The organism is Rhizobium sp. ZX09, from assembly GCF_017357485.1.
Classification (GTDB): Bacteria; Pseudomonadota; Alphaproteobacteria; order Rhizobiales; family Rhizobiaceae; genus Agrobacterium; species Agrobacterium pusense.
The window spans coordinates 2192783-2218277 of the sequence record NZ_CP031363.1 but is presented as its reverse complement, the minus strand read 5'-3'; the positions used below and the strand labels follow the sequence as shown (position 1 = coordinate 2218277).

At 61.1% G+C, this 25495-nt stretch carries 25 protein-coding genes and 1 pseudogene; 15 read left to right on the top strand and 11 right to left on the bottom strand.

Annotation, left to right across the window (positions count from 1 at the left end; all coding sequences use genetic code 11):
- Positions 1 to 1068 (bottom strand): ABC transporter substrate-binding protein, encoded by a 1068-nt coding sequence (locus tag BTN45_RS11095; RefSeq protein ID WP_006700422.1) that lies wholly within the window; start codon positions 1066 to 1068, stop codon positions 1 to 3.
- Positions 1069 to 1149: 81 nt separating this feature from the next.
- Between BTN45_RS11095 and BTN45_RS11090 the strand changes: the two genes are divergently transcribed.
- The 4 genes from BTN45_RS11090 to BTN45_RS11075 are packed head-to-tail and all read left to right on the top strand — an operon-like array spanning position 1150 to position 3992.
- On the top strand, positions 1150 to 1830 hold the full coding sequence (locus tag BTN45_RS11090; protein WP_207587754.1) for a response regulator transcription factor: 681 nt from the start codon (positions 1150 to 1152) through the stop codon (positions 1828 to 1830).
- Positions 1827 to 3212, top strand: a complete 1386-nt coding sequence (locus BTN45_RS11085; protein ID WP_207587752.1) for a sensor histidine kinase — start codon at positions 1827 to 1829, stop codon at positions 3210 to 3212. The genes BTN45_RS11090 and BTN45_RS11085 overlap by 4 nt, the downstream gene beginning before the upstream one ends.
- A 28-nt stretch (positions 3213 to 3240) precedes the next feature.
- Positions 3241 to 3801: a hypothetical protein gene (locus tag BTN45_RS11080; RefSeq protein WP_037091853.1), complete on the top strand. Its 561-nt coding sequence runs from the start codon at positions 3241 to 3243 to the stop codon at positions 3799 to 3801.
- On the top strand, positions 3798 to 3992 hold the full coding sequence (locus BTN45_RS11075) for a hypothetical protein (RefSeq protein ID WP_037091850.1): 195 nt from the start codon (positions 3798 to 3800) through the stop codon (positions 3990 to 3992). Before BTN45_RS11080 ends, BTN45_RS11075 begins: the two co-directional genes overlap by 4 nt.
- A gap of 33 nt (positions 3993 to 4025) precedes the next feature.
- Here the strand turns inward: BTN45_RS11075 and purU are convergent, their stop codons facing one another.
- From purU to BTN45_RS11055, 4 genes are all read right to left on the bottom strand, one after another.
- A complete protein-coding gene (gene purU, locus BTN45_RS11070) occupies positions 4026 to 4910 on the bottom strand; it encodes a formyltetrahydrofolate deformylase (protein ID WP_207587750.1) in 885 nt (294 codons plus the stop codon).
- 206 nt (positions 4911 to 5116) lie between these two features.
- Complete coding sequence (locus BTN45_RS11065) at positions 5117 to 5893, bottom strand: YbaY family lipoprotein (RefSeq protein ID WP_207587740.1); 777 nt, start codon at positions 5891 to 5893, stop codon at positions 5117 to 5119.
- Positions 5894 to 6226: 333 nt separating this feature from the next.
- The gene (gene hutX, locus BTN45_RS11060) at positions 6227 to 6751 is read right to left on the bottom strand and encodes a heme utilization cystosolic carrier protein HutX (protein ID WP_207587738.1); all 525 of its coding nucleotides are present in this window, start codon (positions 6749 to 6751) and stop codon (positions 6227 to 6229) included.
- A 9-nt stretch (positions 6752 to 6760) separates the two neighbouring features.
- On the bottom strand, positions 6761 to 7108 hold the full coding sequence (locus tag BTN45_RS11055; RefSeq protein WP_004429958.1) for an antibiotic biosynthesis monooxygenase: 348 nt from the start codon (positions 7106 to 7108) through the stop codon (positions 6761 to 6763).
- A 186-nt stretch (positions 7109 to 7294) separates the two neighbouring features.
- Here BTN45_RS11055 and BTN45_RS11050 point away from each other — a divergent pair, with 186 nt between their 5' ends.
- Genes BTN45_RS11050 through BTN45_RS11040 form a run of 3 tightly spaced genes read left to right on the top strand, consistent with a single transcriptional unit; the run spans position 7295 to position 10052 of the window.
- Positions 7295 to 8188: a hemin ABC transporter substrate-binding protein gene (locus BTN45_RS11050; protein WP_207587735.1), complete on the top strand. Its 894-nt coding sequence runs from the start codon at positions 7295 to 7297 to the stop codon at positions 8186 to 8188.
- Positions 8185 to 9273 carry an iron ABC transporter permease gene (locus BTN45_RS11045; RefSeq protein ID WP_022556828.1) on the top strand — a complete coding sequence of 363 codons (1089 nt, stop codon included), beginning with the start codon at positions 8185 to 8187 and terminating at the stop codon, positions 9271 to 9273. The genes BTN45_RS11050 and BTN45_RS11045 overlap by 4 nt, the downstream gene beginning before the upstream one ends.
- Entirely contained in the window at positions 9270 to 10052 is a 783-nt protein-coding gene (locus BTN45_RS11040) for a heme ABC transporter ATP-binding protein (RefSeq protein WP_022556827.1), read from the top strand. The genes BTN45_RS11045 and BTN45_RS11040 overlap by 4 nt, the downstream gene beginning before the upstream one ends.
- A gap of 15 nt (positions 10053 to 10067) precedes the next feature.
- On the opposite strand, the gene BTN45_RS11035 is transcribed toward BTN45_RS11040, so the two are convergent.
- Positions 10068 to 10424 (bottom strand): YbaN family protein, encoded by a 357-nt coding sequence (locus BTN45_RS11035; protein WP_004443420.1) that lies wholly within the window; start codon positions 10422 to 10424, stop codon positions 10068 to 10070.
- Between the two features lie 247 nt (positions 10425 to 10671).
- On the opposite strand from BTN45_RS11035, the gene BTN45_RS11030 reads away from it, so the two are divergent.
- The 5 genes from BTN45_RS11030 (at position 10672) to BTN45_RS11010 (ending at position 15032) form a co-directional block, all read left to right on the top strand.
- A complete protein-coding gene (locus tag BTN45_RS11030; RefSeq protein ID WP_004443419.1) occupies positions 10672 to 11067 on the top strand; it encodes a VOC family protein in 396 nt (131 codons plus the stop codon).
- Positions 11068 to 11085: 18 nt separating this feature from the next.
- Positions 11086 to 11778 carry a uracil-DNA glycosylase gene (ung, locus tag BTN45_RS11025; protein WP_004443416.1) on the top strand — a complete coding sequence of 231 codons (693 nt, stop codon included), beginning with the start codon at positions 11086 to 11088 and terminating at the stop codon, positions 11776 to 11778.
- A 206-nt stretch (positions 11779 to 11984) separates the two neighbouring features.
- The gene (locus BTN45_RS11020; protein ID WP_207587733.1) at positions 11985 to 13061 is read left to right on the top strand and encodes a DUF2218 domain-containing protein; all 1077 of its coding nucleotides are present in this window, start codon (positions 11985 to 11987) and stop codon (positions 13059 to 13061) included.
- Between the two features lie 160 nt (positions 13062 to 13221).
- Positions 13222 to 14166 (top strand): VOC family protein, encoded by a 945-nt coding sequence (locus BTN45_RS11015; RefSeq protein WP_006700433.1) that lies wholly within the window; start codon positions 13222 to 13224, stop codon positions 14164 to 14166.
- Positions 14167 to 14417: 251 nt separating this feature from the next.
- Positions 14418 to 15032 carry an alpha/beta hydrolase gene (locus BTN45_RS11010; RefSeq protein WP_207587731.1) on the top strand — a complete coding sequence of 205 codons (615 nt, stop codon included), beginning with the start codon at positions 14418 to 14420 and terminating at the stop codon, positions 15030 to 15032.
- A gap of 245 nt (positions 15033 to 15277) precedes the next feature.
- Here the strand turns inward: BTN45_RS11010 and BTN45_RS11005 are convergent, their stop codons facing one another.
- On the bottom strand, positions 15278 to 15862 hold the full coding sequence (locus tag BTN45_RS11005) for a transglycosylase SLT domain-containing protein (RefSeq protein WP_004443407.1): 585 nt from the start codon (positions 15860 to 15862) through the stop codon (positions 15278 to 15280).
- Between the two features lie 660 nt (positions 15863 to 16522).
- Between BTN45_RS11005 and BTN45_RS11000 the strand changes: the two genes are divergently transcribed.
- Positions 16523 to 17056, top strand: coding sequence for a transglutaminase-like cysteine peptidase (locus BTN45_RS11000; RefSeq protein ID WP_207587729.1), 534 nt, complete (start codon positions 16523 to 16525; stop codon positions 17054 to 17056).
- Between the two features lie 51 nt (positions 17057 to 17107).
- On the opposite strand, the pseudogene BTN45_RS10995 reads toward BTN45_RS11000, so the two are convergent.
- A pseudogene (locus BTN45_RS10995) lies at positions 17108 to 17996 on the bottom strand (DMT family transporter).
- A gap of 242 nt (positions 17997 to 18238) precedes the next feature.
- Between BTN45_RS10995 and BTN45_RS10990 the strand changes: the two are divergent.
- Together BTN45_RS10990 and BTN45_RS10985 are read left to right on the top strand one after the other, a co-directional pair.
- The gene (locus BTN45_RS10990) at positions 18239 to 19537 is read left to right on the top strand and encodes an adenylosuccinate synthase (RefSeq protein ID WP_004443399.1); all 1299 of its coding nucleotides are present in this window, start codon (positions 18239 to 18241) and stop codon (positions 19535 to 19537) included.
- Positions 19538 to 19607: 70 nt separating this feature from the next.
- A complete protein-coding gene (locus BTN45_RS10985; RefSeq protein ID WP_207587727.1) occupies positions 19608 to 21908 on the top strand; it encodes a hypothetical protein in 2301 nt (766 codons plus the stop codon).
- Between the two features lie 427 nt (positions 21909 to 22335).
- On the opposite strand, the gene rpoH is transcribed toward BTN45_RS10985, so the two are convergent.
- The 3 genes from rpoH to BTN45_RS10970 form a co-directional block, all read right to left on the bottom strand.
- Complete coding sequence (gene rpoH, locus BTN45_RS10980; protein ID WP_207587725.1) at positions 22336 to 23238, bottom strand: RNA polymerase sigma factor RpoH; 903 nt, start codon at positions 23236 to 23238, stop codon at positions 22336 to 22338.
- Positions 23239 to 23404: 166 nt separating this feature from the next.
- Entirely contained in the window at positions 23405 to 24229 is an 825-nt protein-coding gene (locus BTN45_RS10975) for a class I SAM-dependent methyltransferase (RefSeq protein WP_035211706.1), read from the bottom strand.
- Positions 24230 to 24451: 222 nt separating this feature from the next.
- Positions 24452 to 25474 carry an RluA family pseudouridine synthase gene (locus BTN45_RS10970; protein WP_113380773.1) on the bottom strand — a complete coding sequence of 341 codons (1023 nt, stop codon included), beginning with the start codon at positions 25472 to 25474 and terminating at the stop codon, positions 24452 to 24454.
- Positions 25475 to 25495: the final 21 nt, after the last annotated feature.

Sequence of the window (25495 nt, the reverse complement as noted above, 5' to 3'; positions counted from 1 at the left end):
CTACTGCGACCGCAAAGCCTCGTTCCAACGCTCGATCAGGCGGGTGCGCTTGACCTGATCCAGATAGACCATCAGGCCGGGGCTGACGGGAACCGGCCGCAATTGCGCGCCGTGGATGGCCTGCATGGTGTTGGCGGTGTTTTCGCCCGCCACCTCAGGGCTGACGGCGGGGATTTGCAATTGCCGGGCCATGATCGTCTGGCCTTCCTTGGACATGAAAAATTCGAGGTAGCGGCGGCCGAGTTCAGGATTGGCTGCGGCTTCCGGCACCAGCCCGATGCGCGACATGACGACGGTATAATCCTTCGGCAGCACGATGCCGACATCCGGGTGGCGTGAGGCCCAGTCGGCCGCATAGGAGCCGAGAATATTGTAACCCATCACGAAGCGGCCGTCGGAGACGCGCTCCAGAATGGCCGAGGAGGTTGAATAAACCTTCACACCCGCGGCACCCATGGCCTTGATGACGCTCCATATATCGCCGAACTGCTCCTGGTCGCGTGACATGAACAGGAAGCCGACGCCGGAGCGTTCGATGTCATAGGTCGCGATACGGCCATGCACCTCTTTGGCGTGGCGTTCGAGATAATCGACAAATTCGGCGCGGGTGGCGGGCGGCTTTTCGGTGGTGAAGCTTGGCTTGTGATAGACAAAAACCGCCGGCTCGAAGGTCAGCGCATAGGCGGTGTTGCGCCAGTTCGCCCAGGCGGGCCAGCGGGCGCTCATGGCGAGATCCGACCGCTGGGCATAACCGTCATTGCTCAGCTTCACCTGCAGGTCCATGGCTGAGGAAAAGGCGAAATCGGCGGTTTTCTTGCCGGCGTCGGTTTCCTTGACGATACGGTCGTAGATTTCGCCGGTCAGCATATCCTCATAATGGACGGCAATATCGGGATTGGCCTTCTGGAAACCCTCGATCATCGGCGTCGCCAGCGGTTCGTCGAGCGAGGAATAGACCACCAGTGTCTGCGCATCCGCCTTGCCGGAGGGAGCCGGAAAAACGACGGCCTGGGCAAGCGCAGGCGAGGCCATGCAGAGACAGAGACAGAGAAGAAGGCAGATACGCATGGAAAAGATCATGCCGCAGGCGCTGGCCATTCACAAGCGGTAAGGGTCTGGTTAAACTCGGCAATGTTGCAGGAGGAAGATTTGCGTATTTTGCTGGTCGAGGACAATCAGGTGCTGTCGGAAGGGCTTTCGGCGCTTCTGCGCGGCAGCGGTTATGCGGTGGACGTGGTTTCTGATGGCGCCTCCGCCGATGCGGCAATTACGGCGGAAAGTTTCGATCTGGTCATTCTCGATCTCAACCTGCCGGAAATGGATGGCATCGAGGTGCTGCGCTCCATGCGTTCGCGCCAGGACAAAGCGGCAGTGCTGATCCTGACGGCGCGCGGCACGCCGGAAGAGAAGGTGAAGGGGCTCGATCTCGGCGCCGACGACTATATGATCAAGCCCTTCGAGATTACCGAATTTGAGGCACGGGTGCGGGTGCTGCTGCGCCGCAACGCCGGCCTGCGTTCCTCCACGCTCAGTTTTGGCAAGGTGCTGTTCGATCTTAATTCCCGCACCTTTTCGGCGGACGGTCGCCCGCTCGATATTCCGGCGCGCGAAGTGGCGCTGCTGGAGGTGCTGTTCATGCGGGCGGGCAAGGTTGTCGCCAAAGAGGCGATCGTGCAGTCACTGACAGGTTTCGACGACGATATTTCCGCCAATGCCATCGAGCAATATGTCAGCCGCCTGCGCAAGCGGCTCGCGCCGCACGGGCTGACGGTGAAGACGGCGCGCGGCATCGGTTATTATCTTGAAAAGCTGCCGGAGATGGCTGAATGATACAGGCCGCCTATTCGCTCAGGCGGCGACTTCTAGGCTGGCTCCTCATCTCCACCGCCATCATCGGCTGCGTTGCGCTGACCGATACATGGCGCGAGGCGGTCAACACCGCCAATGTGGTTTCAGACCGGGTGCTTTCCGGTTCAGCGCTCGCCATTGCCGAGCGGGTGGTGGTGGCCGAGGACGGTTCGCTGGAAGTGGACATTCCCTATGTGGCGCTGGAAATGCTGACATCGGCTGCCCAGGACCGCGTGTTTTACCGTGTCGACGGGCCGAACGGGCAATTCCTCACCGGCTATCAGAACCTGCCAACGGTCGCGAACCCGAAGGGTGATACGCCCGCCTTTCGTGATGCCGTGTTTCGCGATGAACCGATCCGCATCGCGGCTATCCGCCGTTTTGCTTCGACCGGCATCAATTCCGTGCCCTTTTCCGTCACGGTTGCCGAAACCACCATTGCCCGCAGCCAGCTGGCGCAGGCAATCATCCTGCGCTCGGCGCTGCGCCTGCTTTTGATGATCGTCGGGGCGGCGATCATCGTCTGGATCGCGGTGACGATTTCGCTGCGCCCGCTTTACCGGCTCAGCGAAGCCATTGCCGAGCGCAGCCCGAACGATCTGCACCCCATCCGCCAATCCGTGCCTGTCGAGGTGGAAAATCTGGTGGAGACGGTCAATTCCTTCATGGTGCGGCTGCAATCGGCGCTGGATGCGCTCAGGCATTTCACCGGCAATGCCAGCCACCAGCTGCGCACGCCGCTTGCCATCATCGGCACCCAGCTGGCTCTTTCCGCCCGCGCCGCCAGCCTTGAGGAAGCGCAGGCGGCGGCGCTGAAGGGTGGGGCATCGGTCGCCCATGCCGAGCATATCCTTGCCCAGCTTCTGCGCATGGCCAATATCGATGCTGCCGGCTCCAGCGAGAAACATGATTTTTCCGCGATAGACCTCGTGGCTGTGGCGCAGAACGTGACGGCCGATTTCGTGCCGCGCGCCGCTGAGGCGGGTATCGATCTCGGTTTCGAAGGCGAGGGCGAGGCGACAATTCTCGCCGAACCGCTCTTGATCGGCGAGTTGATCGGCAATCTCGTTTCCAACGCCATCAATTACGCCGGTCGCGGCGCGGAAGTCACCGTCCGCGTCGGCAGACAGGCGGATGCCGTCTGGCTGGAAGTGGAAGATAACGGCCCAGGCATCCCGCCTGAAAAACGCGCCATGGTGCGCCAGCGCTTCGCCCGCGGCGAAGAAAACGCGGCCCCCGGCGCCGGCCTCGGCCTTGCGATCATCGAGGAGATCGCCGGGCTGTTCGGCGGGCGGCTGATGCTGGAGGATGGTGCGGGTGGGCGTGGGCTGAGAGCGCGGGTGGTGTTTGATGGAGCGGAATAGTTTTCGATAGAGGGACGTGAAGATGTCGATGGAAAAGTCACTCGAAGTTTTAAACGCCATGGTCGATGATGGCATTATTGAAACCTATGTCATTGCGGGGGCGGTTGCGGCTCTTTTGTATATTGAGCCGACCGTCACGGAAGACCTGGATATTTTGATAACTTTTTCATCCTCATCCCCTGGCGGACTTGTGACGCTTGGTGAAATTGTTCCCTACCTGAAAGCGCGAGGCTATGAGCAATGGGAAAAGGAAGGCCTGCTGATCGAGGGTTGGCCTGTTCAGTTTCTTCCTGCTTCCGATGCGCTGGATGTGGAAGCATTGCAGCAAGCGGAAGAGATTGCCGAAGATTTCGGATCGGGCCGCCAGATCACGACCCGCGTCCTTTCTGCCCATCATTTGGTAGCGATTGCCATCCGTACCGGAAGATACAAGGATCATGCACGGGTGATCGCGTTTCTCGACGCGAATGCCGTAAACATCGAGCTTCTACGCGATGTCGTGAAACGCCACGGGCTTGACGGTAAATGGGGGGAATTTCTTGCTAAAACTGGACATGATGATGTGTTGGATTTAAATTCCAATCCATGAGCAATCCGTCAAACTTCACGCTGAATGAGATTCTGGCACGCAAAGCAGAGGCTCGGCATGTCCGAGCCAATTTGTCTTTTGCCGAGAAAATCAGAATCGTCGAAAAAATGCGTGAGCGGCTCGCTCCATTCAAAGCCATTCGCGATAAGAACAAGGTCGGTGCCGCATCGCAAGCGACGGTGCGACGATAGCAGCTGTCAGGCATCGGGTTTACTGGCGACGTCTCACCCCATCCGCTCGGAAGCATAGCTTCCCGGGCTTGGCGGGAAGACCACGGTGCGGTTGCCGTTGATGAATGTGCGGTGGTGGATGTGGGCGTGGATGGCGCGGGCAAGCACCTGGCTTTCCACGTCGCGACCAAGCGAGACATAGTCATCGGCTGATTGCGCGTGAGTGATCCGCACCGTGTCCTGCTCGATGATCGGGCCTTCGTCGAGATCGGCTGTTACATAATGCGCTGTCGCGCCGATCAGCTTCACGCCGCGCTCATAGGCCTGCTTGTAAGGGTTCGCACCCTTGAAGCTCGGCAGGAAGGAGTGGTGGATGTTGATGATCTTGCCCGACATCTTGCGGCACAGGTCATCGGAGAGGACCTGCATGTAGCGGGCGAGCACGACGAGTTCCGAGCCTGTTGTCTCGACCAGCTCCATGAGCTGGGCTTCGGCCTTCGGCTTGTTCTCCTTCGTCACCTTGATGTGGTGGAAGGGGATGTCGTGATTGACGACAACTTTCTGATAATCGAAATGGTTGGACACGACACCGACGATGTCGATCGGCAGCGCGCCGATCTTCCAGCGATAGAGCAGGTCGTTGAGGCAATGGCCGAAACGCGACACCATCAGCAGCGTCTTCATGCGCTGGCCGTCCGGGTAGATATCCGCTTCCATGCCGAATTTTTCCGCCACCGGCCGGAACCCGTCGGTAATGGCTTCAAGGGAGGCGCCCTCTTCCGAGATGAAGGAGACGCGCATGAAGAATTTGCCGGTCTCGAGGTCGTCGAACTGCGAACTGTCGACGATATTGCAGCCTTTCTCCGCCAGATAACCGGAAATCGCGGCGACGATGCCGCGGGTCGATTTGCAGGCTACGGTCAGAACATAGGATGTCATTCGTTTTCCCTCTGAGACGTCGCGTCGGTATCAGCCGACGCAGTTCGGCGCGTTCCATAGCGCAGCTCCGCGGTGGAGCAAAGCGTCAAGACGAACGCAGTCAAAGTCATAGGGCGGGAAAGGGAAGCGCGCCGTGCCGGAAGCGACATGGAATGTTCCATGGCCAGCACGGCGACGCGGGGCTTTTGCCGGGGCGGTCGCCAACCTCAGGCGCGGCGCAGGCGCATTGCCGTGCGGCCGCGGCCGTCGAGCAGTTCCAGCGCGCCGCGGCGCGGCTCCAGCCTGAAGGAGCGGGCGCCTTCCAGCGCTTCGATGAACTGCCGCTCCTGGCGCATGATGTCTGGCGCGCAGGCCATCTGGGTGGAAATCATCCGGCCGAAATCGACACGGTTACGGTTGATCTTCACTTCACCGCCAATGCCGTTACAGCCGGCATTTCCGGAAACGCGGCCTTCGCGGGAGATTTCCAGCGTCGCCTGCCGGCGGCCGCGAACCCTCTCGCCGCGGATTTCCTCGACCAGCCAGCTCCCTTCGATACCGGCTTCCGGCTCCGGGCGGCCCGGGCCGGCGCCGACGCGCTCCAGCACGAGATCGGTATCGTCGCGGCCACCGGTCAGGACGGAATAGCGCCGGGTGGTGGTAAAGAGCAGCCGGTCGCGGTCGCGGATTTCGGCGCTCAGCGCATAGGAGCGGCGGCCACGGATGTCGCGGTCGTCATAACGCAGCACGAAGGGCACCGGCACCTGGCCGCGCGGGCGAATGGTGGTTTCGGCAATCGTCTGTGACGGCGCGTCCGCCAGCGACACATCGATCAGGCGCACGGTAACGGTTGCGCCCGGCGGCAGGGCGATGCGTTCGCGATAGGAGACGCTGCCGCGCAGGCTCGCCGGTGCCGCCGCCGCGCCGCCTGCCGCAAAGAGCGGGGCAAGCGCGAGAAGACCGGCGAAACTGCGGCGCGAAAGAAGGGGCTGGTGGTCGGTCATGGTGCTTGCTCCGTGCTGGTTCCGGTGGAATTGAACCGGATGATAAAAAACGGCACTGAACGTGCGATGAACCGGATTTTCAAATCCGGTCAGGTGGACATTTGGTGTGGATGGCAAGGGACCGACGGGAGGATCTATGCCATTTGCATCCCCTCCGCCCTCATTCCTGTGCTTGTCACAGGACACCAGTCGACACGCGTCTGCGTGGCGGGAAGATTCTTTTCAGCCGAAGGACTTGGGCTGGTTGGATTCCTGACGAGCACAGGAATCAGGGTCGTGGGAGGCCGCATCGTCCAAGGGAGCAACTCCTTGCCGGCGGCCTCCGCTCAGCTCTCAGCCGCGGAAACCGTTCCGCAGCGCTTCGAACTTCGCCAGTTGTTCGGCCAGCAACTCCTTGTTCTCGTCGCGGCGGACGAACACCTTGAACATGGCGCCGCCGGCGGCATTCATGAACCAGACGGAACAGGAGCGGCGTCCGTGGAAGCCGCGGTCGACGAAGGTGATGCCGGCGCAATTGTCCTTCTTGATGTGACCGCCGATGGGGCTGTCGCCGTGGATGTTGAACCAGCCGTGACTTTCGCTGCCTTCCGGCAGGTGGCCTGGCACTTCCAGCACGATATCGCCGGTCTGCACGATCATCAGGATTTCACCCCAGCCGCGCATCTCGTTCCAGATCGCATCGAAGCGGTCGGCGGCAGCGGAAACGGCCGCACCTTCCGGCAGGATCGCCAAAATCTCGGCCGGCGTCACCTCGGCCTTGGAGGCGATGGCCTCCACGATGCCATCAGGTTTTTCAGCGAGCGCGGCGGCGGCGCGTGCCCGCCTGTCGTCGTTCGTCTTTTGGACTGCAATGCTCATCGGGTAGCCTCAGGCGGCAATCGAACGGCGCTCGCCATTCTTGTCTTCGTGGATAATGACGTCGAAACCTTCGAAATGCGGGCCGGAGAGATATTCCACCTTGCCGCGGTTCTCGCCGGCCTTGGCATGGGCGGCGCGGAACTGTTCGGATTTCGTCCAGGCAAGGAAATCGTCCTTGGTGGCCCAGACGGTGTGCGAAGCATAAAGCGTGTGATCGTCCGCCTTCGGGCCCTTCAGCATGTGAAATTCGATATAGCCCGGCAATTCGCTCAGATGCGATTTGCGCTCGCGCCAGATGGATTCGAACGTGTCTTCGTAACCCGGCACGACGCGAAAGCGGTTCATTGCGATAAACATGAAAGTCTCCCTTTAAGTTTCCTGTTTCAGTCAGGATATCGTCCGCGGACGGGGTTGGGAAGGGGTTCACGCCAAAGCGAACAAAAATACTCCACTTATCGATTGCGCGGCGTATAAACATGTGTAAATAACTCAAGATTAGTGGCGCGGGTGAACCTGCGCCGGGTCGTTTTTCAGGATAACGCCATGTTGAATTCCCGTCTTCGTTCCTTTGTTTTCGCCGCCCTCGTGCCCGCCGCAATCGCCTTTGCCGCGCCGGCCGCCATGGCTTCGGACGAGGGTAATCCGGAGGCTAAACGCATCGTTGCCCTGGGCGGTACGGTTACGGAAATCCTTTATGCGCTGGGTGCAGGAGACCGTATCGTGGCGCGCGACAGCACCAGCAGCTATCCGGCCGATGCGCTTGCAAAGCCTGACGTCGGTTATATGAGGGCACTGTCTTCAGAAGGTATCCTGTCGCAGAAACCCGATCTCATTCTCTCCGAAGACGGCTCAGGCCCGGCGGACGTCATCGCCATCCTGAAAGCCAGCGCGGTGCCTTTCGTCACCGTCGATACGCCGCCGAGCGGCGATGCAATCCCTAAAAAGATCGAGGATGTCGGTGCGGCCGTGGGGCTCTCGGACAAGGCGAAGGCGCTGGCTGCCGAGACCAAGGCGGGGCTTGATGCGCTCACCAAGGACGTCTCCGCCGTGCCGGAACAGGGCCGGAAACGCGTTCTGTTCGTGCTTTCCACTGCCGGTGGCCGCGTCATGGCGGCGGGCAAGGATACTGAGGCGGCGGCGATCATCGAAATGGCTGGGGGTAATAACGCGGCGGAGGACATTACCGGTTACAAACCGCTGACGGACGAGGCGGTCATTGCCGCGGCGCCCGACGTGGTGCTCACAATGGCGCGCGGCGACCACGCCGCCAAGGCGGATGAGACTTTCGCGCTTCCCGCGTTCCAGTCTACACCCGCCGCCGCCAGCAAGGCGCTCATCAGCATGGATGGGCTTTATCTTATCGGTTTCGGCCCCCGCACGCCCGCTGCAGGCCGGGAGCTGGCAAACAAGCTCTATCCTGATGTGGTGAAGCCGTGAGCCTAGCCGTCTTGAGTTCGACCGAGGGCAGCGTTGCGGGCGACAGATCCCGTCAGGGCGTTGTTGCCCTTGTCGTGCTCGTCGGCATCCTGCTGTTTGCCTGTGGCGTATCGCTGATCAGCGGACCCACGGGCGTCGGCATCTCCGAACTCCTTGCCTATCTCACCGGCGGTGCGGATCAGCTCGATGCGCGCGACAGGATCATTCTTGAGGCGGTGCGCCTGCCGCGCACGGCGCTCGGCATGTTGATCGGCGCGGGACTCGCTGTTTCAGGGGCGATGATGCAGGGCCTGTTCCGTAATCCATTGGCCGATCCCGGTATTGTCGGCGTCACCTCGGGCGCTGCGCTCTTTGCTGTCGCCGCCATTTCGCTCGGGGAAGGCGCGCTTGCCACGGTCGCGCTGTTTTTCGGCCCTCACTTCCTGCCGATCATGGCCTTCTTCGGCGGGCTCCTGAACACCTGGGTGCTTTATCTGATCGCCACGAAGGACGGCGCGACCTCAACCACCACACTCATTCTGGCCGGCATTGCGGTGGCGGCCATCAGCGGTGCGATGACCGGGTTGATGATATTCGTCGCCGATGACCGGGCGCTGCGCGACATCACCTTCTGGTCGCTCGGTTCTCTCGGCGGGGCAACGCCCGCCAAGGTACTGGCCACCCTGCCTTTCATCATCGTCGTTCTCGCCATCATTCCCTTCGTCGCGCGCGGGCTGGATGCGCTGATCCTCGGGGATGCGGCCGCCTTCCATATGGGAATACCGGTGCAGCGGCTGAAACGGGTCGTCATTCTGGCCGTTGCCGCCGCCTGCGGGGCGAGCGTGGCGGCGGCGGGTTCCATCGGCTTTGTCGGTATCGTCGTGCCGCATCTGCTTCGCCTCGCCATCGGCCCGTCGCATCGTTTCCTGTTGCCGGCCTCCGCCCTTGGCGGGGCGGCGCTTTTGCTGCTGGCCGACAGTTTCGCCCGCACGGTGGCAGCACCGGCGGAACTGCCGATCGGCGTCGTCACGGCGCTCATCGGTGCGCCGGTCTTTCTGTTCCTGCTGCTGGGACGCGGCGGTTTTTCCATGCGGAACATGTCATGATCCGGGCCGAAAACCTTACCCTCATCCGCTCCGGCCGTCGGCTGCTTGATGAAGTCAGCGTCGATCTGAAACCCGGCAAGGTCAATGTCATCATCGGTCCCAACGGTGCCGGCAAATCCACGCTGATGAAGGTTCTCTCGGGCGAGATGCGCGCTGAGGCCGGTTTGGTGACCTATAATGATGTCGACCTGCCGGTGTTCACGGCGGTCCAGCTTGCGCGGCTCCGCGCCGTGCTGCCCCAGAGCACCCAGCTCGCCTTCCCTTTCACTGCGCTCGAAATCGTCCGCATGGGGGCGGTCGCGCAGGGGTCGCGTGCGCCGGAAGAGCAGGCCCGCCGGGCTCTTGCCAAGGCCGGGCTGCGCGGTTTCGAACAGCGGTCCTACAATATGCTCTCAGGCGGCGAGCAGCAGCGGGTGCAGTTTGCGCGGGCGCTGGCGCAGGTACCGAACCCGGTTGAAAATGGCGAGGCAAGGGCGCTCTTCCTCGACGAGCCCACCGCAAGTCTCGATATCGGCCACCAAATCGCCGTGCTGGAAACGGCGCGGGATTTTGCAAGCGGCGGCGGGCTGGTTCTCGCCATCCTGCACGATCTCAATCTGGCGGCGGAATTTGCCGATCAACTTATCGTCATGCATGGCGGCCGGGTGACGGCCAGTGGCCCATCGCTGGAAACGATCAGCGATGAGACCATTGCAAGGGTCTATGGCATTGGTGGTGTCGTCGGCCGGCTGCCGGCGCGGCATATTCCCTACGTACTTCCGCAGTCTCGCCACCGATAGGGGCTGTCCTCCGCCTCAATTTTCCGGGCGGGTGGCGATGAAGAGCGCGGAGCCCAGCATGACGGCGGCGACGACGGCTGCGCGCAACGGCGGCGGCTCGCTCAGGAACCAGAAAGCGGCGTAGCTGACGGACATGGCCGAAAGCGCCGCGATCTTGGCTTTGCGGGCTATTGCGCCGCGTTCGCGCCATCGCCGCAGGGAAGGGCCGTATCTGGGATGGGCGAGAAGCCACGCCTCGAGTTTTGGCGAGGAGCGGGAAAAACACCAGAGCGCCAGAAGCAGAAAAGGCGTGGTGGGCAAAACGGGAAGAAACGCGCCGACAATGCCGGTCGCGACCATAAGCCAGCCAAGACAGAGGTATAAAAGGCGCATGCCTAGCCGGTATCATGACTTTACCACTCAGGATAGAGCGGTGGGCCGAAAAGGATGGGTCCCGTTGCCGCAGGCTCCACCGCACCGGAAACCGGCAGCTTTTGCCATCACATTTGCCGTGATCTGCGTTCTCCCCGGCCCTGTGTCGCGCCTTTAGGGTTGAAAGCGCCGCACACTGTCTTTATCCCCTTGGCCGCGATGCCCGGAGCATAACCGGGCCGTCAACAGGAAGAAGAAGGAAAACACCATGGCCAAGCTGATCCACTCGATGGTCCGGGTGCTGGACGAAAAGCGTTCGGTGGAATTTTACAAACAGGCTTTCGGGCTTGAAGTGGCGGAACGCGCCGAGTTCGAGAATTTCACGCTGATCTATCTCAGCAATGCCGAGGGCGATTTCGAGCTGGAGCTGACCGTCAACCGCGGCCGCGAAGTGCCCTATGCGCTGGGCGACGGTTATGGCCATCTCGCCGTCAGCGTTGCCGATGTTGACGCCGAGCATCAGCGCTTCAACGAGATCGGGCTTTCCCCCGGCAAGATCATCGAGGCCGATTACAAGGGCCAGCCTTTCGCAAAATATTTCTTCATTTGCGATCCCGATGGTTACAAGATCGAAGTGCTGCAGCGCGGCAACCGGTTCAAATAAGCTCTGATGGAGGCAGGCATGGCAGAGGCAGGCGTTAAACTCGAAGACAGCTGGAAGCGCGTGCTTTCCGCAGAATTCGCCAGCCCCTACATGCAAAAGCTGAAAGAGTTCCTGCTTGCCGAAAAGACAGCCGGCAAGCGTATCTTCCCGAAGGGCGCGGACTATTTCCGCGCTCTCGATCTGACACCGCTCGATGAGGTGAAGGTCGTCATATTGGGGCAGGACCCCTATCACGGCGCCGGCCAGGCGCATGGACTGTGCTTTTCCGTGCAGCCCGGCGTGCGCATCCCGCCCTCGCTCGTCAATATCTACAAGGAATTGCAGGCCGATCTCGGCATTCGCCCGGTCGGCCACGGTTTTCTGGAAAGCTGGGCGAAACAGGGCGTGCTACTGCTCAACAGCGTGCTGACGGTGGAAGAGGCCCGCGCCGCCTCGCATCAGGGGCAGGGCTGGGAAAAATTCACCGACGCCGTCATCCGCGCCGTCAACGACGAGTGCGACCATGTCGTCTTCCTGCTCTGGGGTTCCTATGCCCAGAAGAAGGCGGCCTTTGTGAACCAGCGCAAACATCTGGTGTTGCGCTCGCCGCACCCGTCACCGCTTTCCGCCCATAACGGCTTTTTCGGTAATGGCCATTTTTCCAAGGCGAATGCCTTTCTCATCTCCCATGGCCGCGACCCGATCGACTGGCAATTGCCGGAATCGGTGTAAGCCTCCCTGCATATACTTCCGTCATTCCGGCCGTGAGCCGGAATCCAGCCGACGCGCGTCTGCGCGGCGAGAAGAGTCCTTTCAGCCCAAAGACTTGGGCTGGCTGGATGCCGGATCATGTCCGGCATGACGGGATTCAAAACCAAAATGTCTTTACGCGCGGCAGGCTCCGGTCTAAAGAATACTAGACTATGAAGTGAAGGATTATGCCCGTGTCTCTCCTGTCTGCCGAAACCTCCGTCTCGCTGCCCGATCCGCTGTCGATCGTCGATGCTTTCGAGGATCATTTTTCCGAGCATATGGAGATGGAGCGCGAAGGCGCGACGGTTCGGTTCAAGACCGAATACGGCCATGGCCGTTTCAGCGCAGAAGGCGGTCGTTTCGCCGCAAGCGTCAGCTGCATTTCCGAACATATATTGATGTCGGTCAAGGCCATGGTGGCCGAACATATTGTCGAGTTTTCCGGGGAGACGGGGCTGGATTTCCGCTGGAGCGGCCATGGCGCGCAGCAGCGCGAACTGCCCAATCTTTTCGTCGGCAAGATTGCCCGCGCCTATAATCTGACGCCGCATATGCGCCGGCTGGTGGTTTCCGTCGAAAGCGGCATTGAAAGGCTGATGACGGGCGGCATGCATGTGCGGCTGCTTCTGGTCCCGGATCAGGCCCGAGCGCCGGTCTGGCCTTATCTTGCGCCCACCGGGGCCATCGTCTGGCCGGCGGGCGAGGATCTTCTCACGCGCCGCGTCTACACCATCCGTTCCGGCGATATCGCGCGCGGTGAAGTCCATATCGACTTCGTCATGCATGAGGGTGACCACATGCCGGGCGCGACATTCGGCGCAACGGCCAAGCCCGGTGATGTTCTCGGCATCATCGGCCCGAGCGGTGTCTGCCCGGAGGCCGAACGTTATGTCTTTGCCGGCGATGAGACGGCGCTGCCGGTGATGCTGCGCATGGCGGCCGAAATGCCGGCCGGGAAGAAGCTCAGCGTCTATGCCGAGATCGATGACGAAGCCGAGCGGCAGGAAATCGTTTGCGCGGCAAATGTCGAGTGGACATGGCTCTATCGTCGCGGCAAGGCCGCCGGCACCGCCGGCCTTATTGAAAAAGCGCTGCGCGACCATGCCTGGAGCGGGGACCATGAAGGATTGCATGTCTTTGTCGCCTGCGAAAAATCCGAGGCGAGGGCGGCAAAATCCTTCCTTACCGACGATATTTCCGTGCCGAAAGCTGCTCTGCGCGCGGTCGGTTACTGGAGCCTGGGTGTCGCCGACGATCATTGACTGGGTCATCGGTCGTTGAACAGTCGGTTTTATCGTTCACCATTCGGGAACAATCCGTTCCCGTTGTCCACTCTATGCCCGAGAGCACTGTTACCCCATCTTTACGCCATGAAAAGGACGGGCCCAACCATGCGGCCCGCCAAGCAAGAAGGGGTTTATCATGCTCAACCAGATCAAGGGCCTGCACCACGTCACATCCATGGCGGCGAGCGCGCGCCAGAACAACAGTTTTTTCACCGATACGCTCGGCCTGCGCCGGGTAAAGAAGACGGTCAATTTCGACGCGCCTGATGTCTATCATCTCTATTATGGCGATGAAGTCGGCACGCCCGGCTCTGTCATGACCTATTTCCCGTTTCCACATATCGCCCGCGGCCGTCCCGGCACCGGCGAAGTGGGCACGACGCTGTTTTCCGTACCGGACGGGTCGCTCGGCTACTGGCAGGAGCGTCTTTCGAAGGCCGGCGTGGATGGCCTGAAGGCCGACGAAGCATTCGGAAACAAGCGCCTGCATTTCGCAGGCCCCGATGGTGACGGTTTTGCGCTGGTCGAGGTCAGGGATGACAACCGTGCGCAGTGGATCGGCAATGGCGTCGGTCAGGATCAGGCGATTCATGGTTTTCAGGGTGCGTCGCTGCGACTTCGCGATGAAGGTGCGACGGCCGAGCTTTTGAAATTCATGGGTTATCAGGAAGTCGACCGTCAGGACGGCGTGTTGCGCCTTGGTATGCCCGGCGGCAACGGTGCCGATGTCATCGACATCGAAACCATGCCGAATATATCAGGCGCGCGGCTGGGTGCTGGCTCCGTGCACCACATCGCTTTTGCGGTCGAAAACCGCGAAAAGCAGCTGGAGGTGCGCAAGGCGCTGATGGACACCGGCTATCAGGTGACACCCGTCATCGACCGCGATTATTTCTGGGCGATCTATTTCCGCACGCCGGGCGGCGTGCTGTTTGAAGTTGCCACCAACGAGCCGGGTTTCGACCGCGACGAGGACACCGCCCATCTCGGCGAGGCGCTGAAGCTGCCGACCCAGCATGCGCATCTGCGCTCCGTGCTGGAAGAGCATCTGGAGCCGCTGGGGGATGAGAAGGCCGCGTAATCGCTCGATGGCTTTTGGCAGGATGTTGCCGCGTCTTTCTTCTCCCCCTGCGGGGAGAAGGTGGCCCGAAGGGACGGATGAGGGGGCAACGCCAGCGATAGACCGCACCCTCGCCCCCTCATCCCGCTGCCGCGGACTTCTCCCCTCGGGGAGAAGAAACAAGCGGCACTTGCTCCACATGGGAATGCTCCGTTCGGCTGAAAAAGCCGCGTGGATGCCACTGAACCTCTCCTTCCAGAAAGGATTTTTCGATGACCAAGGACAGCTATTTCCACAAGTCCCGCGCCGGTGCTGTCGGTGCACCGCTTTTCGTCCTGCTGCACGGCACTGGCGGTGATGAAAACCAGTTCTTCGATTTCGGCTCGCGTCTCCTGCCGCAGGCAACCATCCTCTCGCCTGTCGGTGATGTTTCCGAACACGGCGCGGCGCGGTTTTTCCGCCGCACCGGCGAGGGCGTGTACGACATGGCCGATCTTGCCCGGGCCACCGGGAAGCTTGCGGATTTCGTCAAGGCCAACCGGGAGCAATATCAGGCCGGTCCGGTCATCGGTCTCGGCTTTTCCAATGGCGCAAATATTCTCGCCAATGTGCTAATCGAACAGCCCGGGCTTTTCGATGCCGCAGTGCTGATGCATCCGCTCATCCCGTTCGAGCCGAAGATTTCCCCTGCCAAAGCCACGCGCCGGGTGTTGATCACGGCGGGTGAGCGCGATCCGATCTGCCCGGTGCCGCTGACCAAGGCGCTGGAACAGAGCCTTCAGGCGCAGGGTGGAACCGTGGAGACGGTATGGCATCCGGGCGGGCATGAAATTCGCTCCAGCGAGATTGATGCCGTGCGGGAATTTCTCTCGGTTTACGGGGAGTGATGCTGTCTTCCGTCATGCCGGGCTTGACCCGGCATCCAGCCACGGCGCGTCTGTGCCGTGAAAAGAGTCTTTCGCGATCAAGGACTTGATCGCACTGGACCCCGGATCTAGTCCGGGGTGACGGGGCGCGGATGATGTGCATTCGCCCAAACTCAAGGTCATCCTCGGGTCAAGCCCGAGGATGACGGAGGAGGGATTTACTGCTCCGTCAAGTAATCCTTAGACCAGCCTCGTCCCGCCCAGCCTCAACGATACCCGCACTGCTGCAACTGCGCCTCGTAACGCAACGCCATGTTGGCGGAGCGGCGGGCAGCCTTCTGGACGGCTGAATTGTTGCGCCAGCTGCCCTTCGCATAACCGGCATGGCCGGAATAATAGGCAAGGTAGAGGTTATAGGGATCGTTCAGTGCAATGCCGTTTTCGCGGCGGCTCTTGGCGTGATACCAGCCGACGAAGTGGATGGCATCGGTGAAATCGGTGCGGCTTGCCGACCAGCGGCCGGTTTCTCGCTGGTAAACACTCCATGTGCCGTCGAGTGCCTGGGCGTAGCCATAGGCCGTCGATTGCCGTTTCCAGGGAATGAAGCCCAGCAGCTTGGTGCGCGGAGGCCGCGCATAAGGGCGGAAGGCGGATTCGGTATAGATCGTCGCCATCATGACAGGCACGGGCACGCCGAACTCTCGTTCTGCCGCTTTCGCATCACGCCGCCAATTGTTGAAGATGCCGTTGCGCTGCTCGAAAATCGCACAGGCATTGGTCACCTGCGACGGTGCGGTGGCGCAGCCGGCGAGAACGAGCATCAGGAAAACAACGGCAAATACGCCACGCATAACGGAACCCTTTCGTTCCGTTATTCTTAAATTGCTAACCATTAACGTCGGGTTTTAAGACAAGGTTAATTCAAATGCCGCCGATCGGGCGGGCGTTAACCCGCTGAAAATTCCTGTGGCCGGGATGGGGCGAAACCGCCTCCCGGCGCCTTTTTTCAGAATGCGTCATCCCCGCGCGTCCCCGGTGCTGCCAGCCAGACTATACTTTGCCCATACCGGTCATCAGGCGTGCGCGCGGCGCAGGATGGGCGGGGCAGGCGGCCTAAACCGGGGAGTTTCCCGATGTCACGGTCAGGGCGGCCGGCATATGCCCATCCTCCAAACAGGAACCGGTTTGGCGGGCGGGCCATGTGTTTGAAGCCGGGGCTGCATCGTTTGCAAAACCCTCTGCCACCCTTTGATACCCCCGCAGCGATGCGGCCCCTTTTTCTCTTCCCGACGTTGCCGCGGAATCCGCGGCGACGATACCGGCGCATGTTCATAAATCGTGCCCGCTGTACAAAAATGAAAACCGGTAAAATTGTAGCAATCGGCTTAAAGCGGCTGAAAACAGTGTTGTGCCATTGTGGGATCACAGACGGAGAACGTCCCTTAAAAGAGACGCTTCACAACTAAATCGAGACCGGCACAAGCCGGCGGATCGCAAAACGGGGTATGAAAATGCTGAAGAAGATTATTGCTGCCGCCATCTGCGGAATTGCCGTTGCTTCCATGTCCAACCATGCCGACGCGGCTGGCGCTGCCGGTTTTGCCCGCGGTTTTGCCGCCGTCGAGAAGTCCGCCGTTACGCAGATTGGTGTTTCCGCACCTGATGGTTTCGATGGCTGCGTCCTTTCCGCAGGTCAATGCGTTTCGACCATCGCGGCGCCGCTGACGGCCGAGCGACGTGAGGAACTGTTGCGCGTCAACCGCGATGTGAACACCACCATGGGCTCGCTCGACGATTATTTTTCCGGTCTCGCAACCGATCTTCCGGCAACGCCTTCTGCAAACCTTCGGGATTGCGGTGACTGCGCCGCGATCAAGCGCGCCGCCCTTGCCGGCGCTGGCTGGTCTTCCAGTGCGTTGCGCCTTGCCTTTTCGCTGAACAATGACGGATCGCTCGAAAAAGTGCTGATCGTCACCACCGATAAGGGCGATATCGTCCTTGGCAATGCGGTCCTTTCTCCGGTCGAGCGCGAAACCGCGCTTTAAACCCATCCTTTCATGCCTGCCAGACTGCGCCGGTTTTCTGACCCTGTGGGTTCAGGAAGCCGGCGATTTTTTTCGTTCCGCCACGGCAATGCCGGCCAGCGCCATGATGAGCGCTGCGATCTGGTAGGTGTGCAGGGTCTCGCTGAGCACGACGACCGACAGCAACGTGCCGAAAACCGGCACCAGATTGATGAACAGGCCGGCGCGATTGGCGCCGATCTGTTCCACGCCCTTGATGTAGAGGATCTGTGCGATGAGCGACGCAAAAATGGCGGCATAGACCACCAGCACCCAGCCCTTCTGATCCGGCCAGACGACGCTGTCGCGCGACATTTCCCAGAAGACCAGCGGTACCGACGTAAGCAGTGCGAACAAGGCGGGGATGGCCATCAGTGTCCGCCAGTCGACCGTGGGTTTCCAGCGCAGGATCACCGTGTAGATGGCATAAACCAGCACGGCGAGCAGCATGACGGCGTCGCCGACATTCATTTCCAGTTGCAGCAGCGAGACCGGATCGCCATGCGAGGCGAGCAGCGCCACGCCTGCAATGGTCAGGCAGAAACCGGCGATCTGGCCGAACAGCACCCGGGTACGGAACAGGATGAAGTTCAGAACAAAAATGACCATGGGAATGCCGGCCTGTAATGACGGCGGCATTGATGGCCGAGGTGTGCTGCAGGGCGGTGTAGAGAAATACGTTGAAGGCCGTGTAACCGACGCTGCCGAGCACGAAGAAATAGGGCAGGCGTTTTTTCACCACCGGCCAGTCCTTGATCAACTGCGGCACTGAAATGGCAAAGATGATGGCGACGGCGAAGACCCAGCGCAGGAAGGTGAAGGCCATGGGGCTGATGTGGCCGACGGCGAGCTTGCCGGCAACGGTGTTGCCGCCCCAGCAGAGCGTGGCGATGATGAGGGCGATATAGGCTTTCGAAGGCACGCTGATGTTTCGCTTCTTCATAAGGGCGGGAAAACGGTGAGGGGTGAGCGGCGGCCTTGCACCCGCGCTTGGCCGCCCACGGGGCGAGATAATGCGGGAAATCCGCGGCTTGTCACGGAAAAAGCAAAATTCTCCATAAGAAACAGGGTCGCTTTCCGTAAAACAACACAGTATACATTCGCGGGTTTGGGTTTCCCATCGGGTTATCGGGCGTGCAAGCGCCATGAGCAGGAAAGCAAGAAATGACGAATGTTGTGGTGGTCGGCTCGCAATGGGGCGACGAAGGCAAAGGCAAGATTGTTGACTGGCTGTCCGAGCGGGCAGATGTCGTCGTGCGGTACCAGGGCGGTCACAATGCCGGCCACACGCTTGTCATTGATGGTGTCAGCTACAAGCTTTCGCTTCTGCCGTCCGGCGTCGTGCGTCCCGGCAAGCTCGCCGTCATCGGCAATGGCGTCGTCGTCGACCCGCATGCGCTGATCGCCGAAATCGGCCGTCTGGAAGCGCAGGGCGTCAAGGTTACGCCGGAAAACCTGCGTATCGCCGACAATGCCACGCTCATTCTTTCTCTGCACCGTGAATTGGATGGCATGCGCGAAGACGCCGCCTCCAACAGCGGCACCAAGATCGGCACCACACGCCGTGGCATCGGCCCGGCTTACGAAGACAAGGTCGGCCGCCGCGCCATCCGCGTTATGGATCTCGCCGACATGGAGGCGCTTTCCGCCAAGGTCGATCGTATCCTTACGCATCACAACGCACTTCGTCGCGGCTTCGGTGCGGCCGAAGTCTCGCATGAAACGATCATGGAAGAGCTGGGCTCGATTGCCGAGCGCATCCTGCCGTTCAGCGAAACCGTGTGGCTGCTGCTCGACAAGAAGCGCCGCGCCGGTGCCCGCATCCTGTTTGAAGGCGCGCAGGGTTCGCTGCTCGATATCGACCACGGCACCTATCCCTATGTGACCTCTTCCAACACGGTTGCCGGCCAGGCCGCTGCCGGTTCGGGCATGGGTCCTGGTTCGCTGGGCTATATTCTCGGCATCACCAAGGCCTATACCACGCGCGTCGGCGAAGGCCCGTTCCCGACCGAGCTCAATGACGAAATCGGCCAGTTCCTGGGCGAAAAGGGTCACGAATTCGGCACCGTCACGGGCCGCAAGCGCCGTTGCGGCTGGTTCGATGCCGCGCTGGTGCGCCAGTCGGTCGCCACCAACGGCATTACCGGCATTGCGCTCACCAAGCTCGACGTTCTCGACGGTCTGGATGAGCTGAAAATCTGCGTCGGCTACAAGCTTGACGGGCAGGAAATCGATCATCTTCCGGCCAGCCAGGGCGCGCAGGCGCGTGTCGAGCCGATCTACATCACGCTGGAAGGCTGGAAAGAATCTACCGTCGGTGCCCGAAAATGGGCGGATTTGCCTGCTCAGGCAATCAAATACGTCCGGCAGGTGGAGGAACTGATCGGGGCGCCGGTTGCGCTTCTGTCGACAAGTCCCGAGCGTGACGACACCATACTTGTGACTGATCCGTTTGAGGATTAATGTCCTCGGCGATCTAGATTCATAAACCATATCGGGCCGGTACGTCGCCGGTCACGACGAGAAAGTGCTTATGGCGGATTTTGTAGCAGTCATTCGCAAGGCCGTGGATGGCTTGGCGAACAATACTCCCGAAAACCGGGCGAAGGTTTACGACAAGGCGCGCAGTGCGGTTGTGCGCCAGCTCGAGAATATGAAGCCACGTCCGCCGGAAGAATTGTTGCGCCGGCAGATCGCCAAGCTGGACGCCGCCATTGCCGAGGTGGACAGCGAATATGCCGAGGCGCTTCCGGCGCTGGAGGAGGATGACGCGTTCTCCCCCGTCGCGGAAGACGCGGCCGCGCCTTACCATCAGCACGAAATCGAAGAAGACGACCGCGCGGCGCATGCCGCCGAGCCTGTTACGCACGAAGAGCAGGAGCAGGTTTATGAAGAGCCCGCCCCCGTCGAGGCCGACGAGCGCGAGCCGGTCTACGAAGAGCAGGCCACCGAAGAAGAACCTGGCCGTGAAACGCCCGTAGCCGAGCGGGATGAGCAGGTTTACGCTGAGCCACAGCCGCGCGTAGAACAGCATGGCGAAGCCGAGCCGGAAGAGCTTTATGAGGCGCCCACGCCCGTGGCGCCGGTATCGCCCGTCGCTTCCGACGAGGTGCATCAAACCTATTTCACCCGTGCGGAAGAAGAGCCGGCCTATCGTTCGGCCGACGAGCATGATCGTGAATTCGAAACCGCACCGCTCGCAGAGGATGCGTCCGTTCCGGCCCACTGGGCGCAGCCGGTGGATGAAGATGACTGGCGCAAGCTGGATGAGGCGCGGGACGAGGACCTGCGCGCGGCGGACGATTATGCCGACAGGCGCGCCGAGGCGGATGAGCATCCGCTCGTTGCCGATTATCCCGCGCATCATTATCAGGAACCGGAAGTGACGCTGGATCCCGAAAGGCGGGACGATGCGGATCAGCGGTTCGGCCAGACGCCGGCTTTCGGCGCCCGGGACGAGTTGTCCGAGCAGCGACAGAGCGAGGAGGCCACTCCGAAAAAGGCCGTCGTGGAAGATTTCTCGTCCTATTTTCAGGATGCGGATATCGCCATTCCCGCCAAAGACGCCCCCGTCCTGCCGCGTGCCGATAACGATCCCTTCGGCGATCAGGCGCAGGCGAAGGACAACAGGGAGCGTACGCCCTGGGATGATCTGGACGAGCTGATCGGTTACGACGGCGCGTCGTCCACCACCCGCCAGTCTTCGGATGAAACGCCCGGCCTCGGCGCGGCTGCGGCAACGCCTGCCTACATGGTCAAGAAGAAGCCGCGCCGCAACTATGCCTCCGTGGTGCTGGCACTTGTGGGCGTGGCGCTGCTTGCCGGCGGTGGTTATGCCTTCTGGCTGAACCGCGATGCGCTGAACGACATGGTCGGCGGGCTGGTCAATTCTGCCCAGAACGGTGGTACCCAGACATCTTCGCCGGAGACGGCGCAGACGCAGCCCACCACGCCGCCCGCAACCCAGCAGCCGCCTGCGGCTGGCCAGCAGCAACCGACGGCCACACCAAACAACCACCCGAACCAGTCGCATGGCGATGATGGTTCGGTTACCGGCACAAAGTTCACCCAGCGGCTTCTGGCCGATGGCACCGAGCGTGACGAGGGCCAGGCGCCGGGCGCCAACGGCCAGCCCGTCACGGCGGAAGGTCAGTCGGTCTACGAGCAGAATGTTGCGCCTCCGCCGGCAGGCGAAAGCCCGGCCGGCAATACAGGTGCACCTGCCGGCACACCGGCTGGCGCACCTGCCGGACAGCAACCTGCCGCCGCGGCTTCCGGCGACCGCATGTTCCTTTATGAGGAAGTGCTGGGCCAGACGGTTCCGACCGCCATTCAGGGCAGCGTGTCCTGGTCGCTGCAGCAGGAAAATGATGCCGAAGGCAAGCCTTCGCCTACCGTGCAGGGGCAGATTACCGTTCCCGGCCGTGGCCTCAGCGCGCTGATCACCTTCAAGCGCAACACCGATCCGTCGCTGCCGGCGAGCCATCTGATCGAAATCGTCTTCTCGGTTTCGCCCGGCTTTGAGGGCGGCGCGATCGACAGCGTCCAGCGTATTGCGATGAAGAGCACCGAGCAGGATCGCGGCAACGCGCTGATCGCGGTTCCGGCCAAAATCACCGACGATTTCCACATGATCGCGCTCAACGACTTCCCGGATGCGATGAAGACCAATCTGGAGCTTCTGAAGAGTCGCAACTGGATCGATATTCCGGTGTCCTACCGCAATGGCCGCCGTGCGCTGCTGACCCTGCAAAAGGGCAATGACGGCATCGCCGCTTTCGACAAGGCGCTCAGCGAATGGGCGGCATCAGCGCCGGCGACGGGCGGTCAATAAGGATTGAAAGGGCGGCTCAGGCCGCCCTTTTCTTTACATGGCTACGGCGGTGTCTTTGCTGTGTCAGGTGATGGATTTCGGGGATGTTGGTGGGTGCGGCTCACCCCCCTGCCCTGCCGGGCATCTCCCCCACAAGGAGGGAGATCGATATGCCGCGAGGGTCTCGACCAACTCAACGGTCGAGGATGAAGCGGCGGTAGCGCGTCTTGCCGATCTCCCCACCTGTGGGGGAGATGTCCGGCAGGGCAGAGGGGGTAAGCGGCATCCTCTGAAGCATCGATATTTTTCCTACCGGTTTTCCTGCAGCACACTCGCGGGTCTCAGGGGCAGACCATTTCCTATCGCCCGCCTTTTACCAACAAAAAATCCCCGGCCGAAGGCCGAGGATGATTCATGGTCAGCGCATTGGCGTCATGAGCGGGCTGTCTTACGCATCCACCACGCGCAGGGCGCGCGCCGCTTCCAGCGCTTCCTTCTGCACCGCTTCCTGCACCTTCTCAAAGGCACGGACTTCGATCTGGCGCACGCGCTCGCGGCTGATGTTAAACTCGGACGAGAGTTCTTCCAGCGTCACCGGCTCCTCGGCAAGTCTGCGGGCCTCGAAGATGCGGCGTTCGCGGTCGTTCAGCACGCCCATGGCTTTCGCCAGCATGCGGCGGCGGGTTTCCAGTTCGTCCTGCTCGATCAGCACGTCTTCCTGGCTGTCATGGTCATCCACCAGCCAGTCCTGCCATTGGCCGGACTCGCCTTCGGACGCCTTGATCGGCGCATTCAGCGATGCGTCGCCATGCAGGCGGCGGTTCATCGAGATGACTTCTTCTTCCGACACCTGCAGCTTCGTCGCGATTTCCTTGACGTGCTCCGGCTTCAGGTCGCCATCGTCGATGGCCTGGATGCGGCCCTTCAGACGGCGCAGGTTGAAGAACAGACGCTTCTGGTTGGCGGTTGTGCCCATCTTCACCAGCGACCACGAGCGCAGGATATATTCCTGGATCGAGGCCTTGATCCACCACATGGCATAGGTGGCGAGACGGAAACCGCGCTCGGGATCGAACTTCTTTACCGCCTGCATCAGGCCGACATTGCCTTCGGAGACGACTTCGCCGATCGGCAGGCCGTAACCACGGTAACCCATGGCGATCTTGGCGACGAGACGCAGGTGGCTGGTGACGAGCTTGTGCGCGGCGTCGCGGTCGCCATGCTCGGCATAACGCTTGCCAAGCATGTACTCTTCCTGCGGCTCCAGCATCGGGAATTTGCGGATTTCGTCGAGATATCTATTGAGACCGGCTTCGCCGGCTGTAATCGTAGGCAAACTATTGCGGGCCATAAAGCACCCCCTTATCTATGGTCTGGAACGGCACCCTCTTTGATCGGCGGTTAACCCGCCGGAGGCGCGCCGTAAGCTGCGGGTCGTTACCGACCCCGCACGAACCCATGTGACAGATATGTACGCTCACGCCGCGTTTCAAGCGAACGCTGCGTTCACGCATGCGTTATGTCGAGGCGACCCCTTCTTTGACCTGTTTAACTTTCGAGCGGTAAATTCGTTCCGAAAAACCGCCAAGGCCGGAGCGTACCATCAGCTCATACATCACCCGTCGGCGCATCGGATTGTGCAGACGCACCACCTTCGCGCCGAGGAACTGCGTCTCGACATGGGCAAGCGCCTGCAGATCGGTATCTTCGGCAATCGCGCCGGCATAGGTTGCGTGAAATTCGCGGTGGCACACATAGGTCTTGTATTTCGTCATGCCGAAGCAGACGAGGCTGTGGCCGTGGGTGCGCAGGAAATCGGCGACACCCACCGTCACTTCCGGCCAGGCGGGGTTGAAGGTGTCATCGAAAACGATGATGCCGTGCGGCGCGATCACCTCCATGGCCAGTTTCGCATCGGCCAGCACGTGATGCAGGTGATGGCCACCATCGATACTGAAAAAGCGTGCCGGACCGATGCGGGACGTGATGTCGTCTGGTGTCAGCCGCGTGCTGTCACCCTTGATGATGAGGTCCCGATCCATTGTGAAACCCAGCCGGCGGCCGTTTTCCATCAGGCGTTCATACTGGTCGAGGCTGCCGTCTTGCGGCGGGTCCAGATCGAAAAGATCGACGCCCAGCACCTTTTCCTGGCTCTGCGCGAATTTGCGCAGCAGGAAATAGGAGCGACCGTAATAGACGCCGATTTCCGCAATGCCGCCACTAAGGGCGCTTTTCGTCTGCGCCTGCAGAAGTGCCTTGAAGACGAGCGCATCCGGCGGGTCGATGTAACCTTCGACGCTGCGCAGCTCCTGGAATATAAACCGGCGGTCTTTAATCGTCATGCGCACGCGATCCCGTCATCGTGCCGGCTCCGTTCAAGGCAGTTCGAACGTGCGGCGGTTCAAGGCTTTGCGAGGCAAAGGAGGTGCGAGGATTAAAGCGAAATTGGGGCGGTCTATGAAGAGGACCGTTGGCAGAATATCGCGTTCCGCTAATCTTTTTTTGTTATCCGAAGCTTCCGGCGAAATGTGCGGCGCAGTTTTTTGGAACTGCGCCAGGCGTTTTCAGGCACGCAATGCGGCGACCAAGGCTTCCATGTCTTCTGGAAGCTCGGTTTCGAACTCCATCACCTCACCAGTGCGAGGGTGTTCGAAAGCGAGCAGATAGGCATGCAGTGCCTGGCGCGGAAAGCGCCCGACGATGCCCTTTGCCGGTTCTTCCAGAAGGTTCGCCTTGGTACGGAAAGCCGCGCCATATTCGGGATCGCCGATCAGCGGGTGGCCGATATGGGCCATGTGCACGCGGATCTGGTGGGTGCGGCCCGTTTCGAGACGGCATTCCACCATCGAGGCGAGACAGGTGGCGTCCGGCCGCTCGTGATAACGCTCGACTACCTCGTAATGGGTGATTGCCTCGCGGGCATCATCCGAATCCTCGTGCTTGACGGCGCGTTTGGTGCGGTCGACGCTGCGGCCGAGCGCTGCGTCGATTGTGCCACGCAGCGTGCGCGGGCGGCCCCAGACGATGGCCTTGTAGGCGCGTTCCAGCGGCCCGGTGCGGCCATGGTCGGCAAATTGTGCGGCCAGATGCCGGTGGGCGTTGTCGTTCTTCGCAACGACCATGACACCTGACGTTTCCTTGTCCAGCCGGTGTACGATGCCCGGGCGCTTGACGCCGCCAATGCCGGAGAGGCTGTCGCCGCAATGATGAATGAGGGCGTTGACCAGCGTTCCTGTCCAGTTGCCGGCGCCGGGATGCACGACGAGGCCGGCGGGCTTGACGAGCACGATCAGGTCTTCATCCTCATATTCCACGTTGAGGGGAATGTCCTCGCCCTTGGGTTCCGGGTCTTCCGGCTCGGGCATGACGATCTCGATACGGTCGCCGGGATGCACCTTCTTTTTCGGCTCGGTCACCGGCTTGCCGTTGAGGGAAACCGCGCCCTGTTCGATCAGCGCCTTCAGGCGGCTGCGGGAGAAGTCGCTGCCCACTTCGCCCGCCAGCCAGGAATCGAGGCGGCCTTCGGCGTCTTCCCCGGCAATCAGGACTTTCCTTGCGTCTCCGCCTTGTTTAAAGGGGTCGTTCATTCTTATTTTTCCGATCCATCA

What these genes read in the sequence shown, in the direction of transcription:
- BTN45_RS11050 (WP_207587735.1), top strand. Translation starts at nt 7,295, where the DNA reads ATGTTGAATTCCCGTCTTCGTTCCTTTGTTTTCGCCGCCCTCGTGCCC.
- BTN45_RS11075 (WP_037091850.1), top strand. Translation starts at nt 3,798, where the DNA reads ATGAGCAATCCGTCAAACTTCACGCTGAATGAGATTCTGGCACGCAAA.
- BTN45_RS11065 (WP_207587740.1), bottom strand. Translation starts at nt 5,893, where the DNA reads ATGACCGACCACCAGCCCCTTCTTTCGCGCCGCAGTTTCGCCGGTCTT.
- BTN45_RS10970 (WP_113380773.1), bottom strand. Translation starts at nt 25,474, where the DNA reads ATGAACGACCCCTTTAAACAAGGCGGAGACGCAAGGAAAGTCCTGATT.
- hutX (WP_207587738.1), bottom strand. Translation starts at nt 6,751, where the DNA reads ATGAGCATTGCAGTCCAAAAGACGAACGACGACAGGCGGGCACGCGCC.
- BTN45_RS11095 (WP_006700422.1), bottom strand. Translation starts at nt 1,068, where the DNA reads ATGCGTATCTGCCTTCTTCTCTGTCTCTGTCTCTGCATGGCCTCGCCT.
- BTN45_RS10990 (WP_004443399.1), top strand. Translation starts at nt 18,239, where the DNA reads ATGACGAATGTTGTGGTGGTCGGCTCGCAATGGGGCGACGAAGGCAAA.
- BTN45_RS11010 (WP_207587731.1), top strand. Translation starts at nt 14,418, where the DNA reads ATGACCAAGGACAGCTATTTCCACAAGTCCCGCGCCGGTGCTGTCGGT.
- BTN45_RS11080 (WP_037091853.1), top strand. Translation starts at nt 3,241, where the DNA reads ATGGAAAAGTCACTCGAAGTTTTAAACGCCATGGTCGATGATGGCATT.
- BTN45_RS11000 (WP_207587729.1), top strand. Translation starts at nt 16,523, where the DNA reads ATGCTGAAGAAGATTATTGCTGCCGCCATCTGCGGAATTGCCGTTGCT.
- purU (WP_207587750.1), bottom strand. Translation starts at nt 4,910, where the DNA reads ATGACATCCTATGTTCTGACCGTAGCCTGCAAATCGACCCGCGGCATC.
- BTN45_RS11055 (WP_004429958.1), bottom strand. Translation starts at nt 7,108, where the DNA reads ATGTTTATCGCAATGAACCGCTTTCGCGTCGTGCCGGGTTACGAAGAC.
- BTN45_RS11030 (WP_004443419.1), top strand. Translation starts at nt 10,672, where the DNA reads ATGGCCAAGCTGATCCACTCGATGGTCCGGGTGCTGGACGAAAAGCGT.
- BTN45_RS11005 (WP_004443407.1), bottom strand. Translation starts at nt 15,862, where the DNA reads ATGCGTGGCGTATTTGCCGTTGTTTTCCTGATGCTCGTTCTCGCCGGC.
- ung (WP_004443416.1), top strand. Translation starts at nt 11,086, where the DNA reads ATGGCAGAGGCAGGCGTTAAACTCGAAGACAGCTGGAAGCGCGTGCTT.
- BTN45_RS11040 (WP_022556827.1), top strand. Translation starts at nt 9,270, where the DNA reads ATGATCCGGGCCGAAAACCTTACCCTCATCCGCTCCGGCCGTCGGCTG.
- BTN45_RS10975 (WP_035211706.1), bottom strand. Translation starts at nt 24,229, where the DNA reads ATGACGATTAAAGACCGCCGGTTTATATTCCAGGAGCTGCGCAGCGTC.
- BTN45_RS11020 (WP_207587733.1), top strand. Translation starts at nt 11,985, where the DNA reads ATGCCCGTGTCTCTCCTGTCTGCCGAAACCTCCGTCTCGCTGCCCGAT.
- rpoH (WP_207587725.1), bottom strand. Translation starts at nt 23,238, where the DNA reads ATGGCCCGCAATAGTTTGCCTACGATTACAGCCGGCGAAGCCGGTCTC.
- BTN45_RS11085 (WP_207587752.1), top strand. Translation starts at nt 1,827, where the DNA reads ATGATACAGGCCGCCTATTCGCTCAGGCGGCGACTTCTAGGCTGGCTC.
- BTN45_RS11015 (WP_006700433.1), top strand. Translation starts at nt 13,222, where the DNA reads ATGCTCAACCAGATCAAGGGCCTGCACCACGTCACATCCATGGCGGCG.
- BTN45_RS10985 (WP_207587727.1), top strand. Translation starts at nt 19,608, where the DNA reads ATGGCGGATTTTGTAGCAGTCATTCGCAAGGCCGTGGATGGCTTGGCG.
- BTN45_RS11035 (WP_004443420.1), bottom strand. Translation starts at nt 10,424, where the DNA reads ATGCGCCTTTTATACCTCTGTCTTGGCTGGCTTATGGTCGCGACCGGC.